At 43.6% G+C, this 1,705-nt stretch carries 1 protein-coding gene and 1 pseudogene; both read left to right on the top strand.

Features of this window, described 5'->3' with window-relative positions; translation table 11 throughout:
- A partial coding sequence (locus RQ763_RS11660; protein WP_314153162.1) for an adenine phosphoribosyltransferase occupies positions 1-451 on the top strand: 451 nt, incomplete at its 5' end.
- Positions 451-1,669, top strand: a pseudogene (trpB, locus tag RQ763_RS11655) (tryptophan synthase subunit beta). The gene RQ763_RS11660 and the pseudogene trpB, both read left to right, overlap by 1 nt.
- The last annotated feature ends 36 nt before the right edge of the window (positions 1,670-1,705 follow it).

Raw genomic sequence — 1,705 nt, 5'->3', positions numbered from 1 at the left:
TCTTTTAAACGACAGAGAAGCGTTCGGGGTGACTATGAACCATCTTTACCAAAAGTACAAAGCGTACAACCTTGACTATATAGCGGGCATTGATGCCAGAGGTTTTATCTTTGCTGCCTCACTTGCTCAGATGCTAGGCATCGGATTTGTTCCTATCCGTAAAAAAGGCAAACTTCCATATACGACAATAAGCGAAAAGTACTCTCTAGAGTACGGTGTTGACGAAGTGGAGGTTCACATAGATGCTTTTAGCAAAATTCCAAATGCAAGAGTGCTTCTTATGGATGACCTCATAGCTACGGGAGGAACGGCAAACGCGGCTGCAAAGCTTATCAATCAAGCCGGTGCAACTTGTGTTGAAGCTTGTTTTATTATAGCGCTTGACTTTTTAGAGGGGCAAAAAGAGCTGAAAAATAGCATAGAAGTCTACTCTTTAGTCGAGGTAAAATAATGTATATACCATCTCCATCAAAGTTTGATCCTGATGAAAACGGTCATTTTGGAACTTTTAGCAAAGATAGTGTAGCTTTTGGCGGCAGATATGTCCCTGAAACGCTTATGCCGGCACTTATAAAACTAGAAGAGGAGTACAAAAGTATCCGTTTCAACAAAGAGTTTTGGAGCGAAGTTGACTACTACCTAAAAGATTATGTAGGACGCCCTTCCCCGCTCTACTTTGCAAAAAACCTATCTGATGAGCTTGGTGCAAAGATTTATCTAAAAAGAGAGGACCTGAACCATACCGGAGCGCATAAGGTAAACAATGTTATCGCTCAAGGGTTGATGGCAAAGAGACTTGGTTACAAAAAGATAATCGCTGAAACAGGTGCAGGTCAGCACGGCGTTGCAACTGCGACTATCTGTGCTCTTCTTGGCTTAGAGTGTGAAATATTTATGGGTGCAAAAGATGTTGCGCGTCAAGAGCTAAATGTCTTTCGTATGAAACTTTTAGGTGCAAAAGTAAACTCTGTTCAAAGCGGAAGTAAAACCCTAAAAGATGCCATGAATGACGCAATCCGCCACTGGGTAACAAACACAAGAGACACTTTTTACATCATTGGAACCGTTGCCGGACCGCATCCGTACCCTATGATGGTAAGAGACTTTCAGGCTATTATCGGCTATGAAGCAAGAGCGCAGATTCTGCAAAAAGAGGGTCGCCTGCCAGATCATGTTATAGCGTGCATAGGCGGCGGCAGCAATGCAATAGGTACATTTCAGCACTTTTTAGAAGATGAAGGCGTTGAGTGCATCGGCATTGAAGCTGGCGGACACGGCATCGGGAGCGGACAACATGGCTGCTCTCTAAATCAAGGTCGCCCCGGTGTTTTACACGGTCAGATGAGCTACTTGCTTCAGGATGATGACGGACAGGTTCTTGAAGCACTCCATTTCTGCAGGGCTTGACTATCCGGGCATAGGACCTGAGCACTCGTTTCATCATGACAACAAAACCGTCAGTTACGATTATGCGACAGATGAAGAAGCATTAAATGCGTTTGTATGGCTCTCTCAAAAAGAGGGAATTATTCCCGCATTTGAGAGTGCGCATGCTATTGCGTATCTTAAAAAGATGCCAAATATTAAAGATAAACTCATTATCGTAAATCTCTCAGGTCGCGGGGATAAAGATATGATGCAGGCAAAAGAGCTGCTAAATTTTAGCTGATGTTACACGCTAAAACGAACGCGTCCGTTTTAGTGG

It is taken from the genome of Sulfurimonas sp. (genome assembly GCF_032250635.1).
GTDB lineage: Bacteria > Campylobacterota > Campylobacteria > Campylobacterales > Sulfurimonadaceae > Sulfurimonas.
Note: the sequence above shows the minus strand (reverse complement) of the source record. Positions and strands in the feature narration are given on the sequence as shown.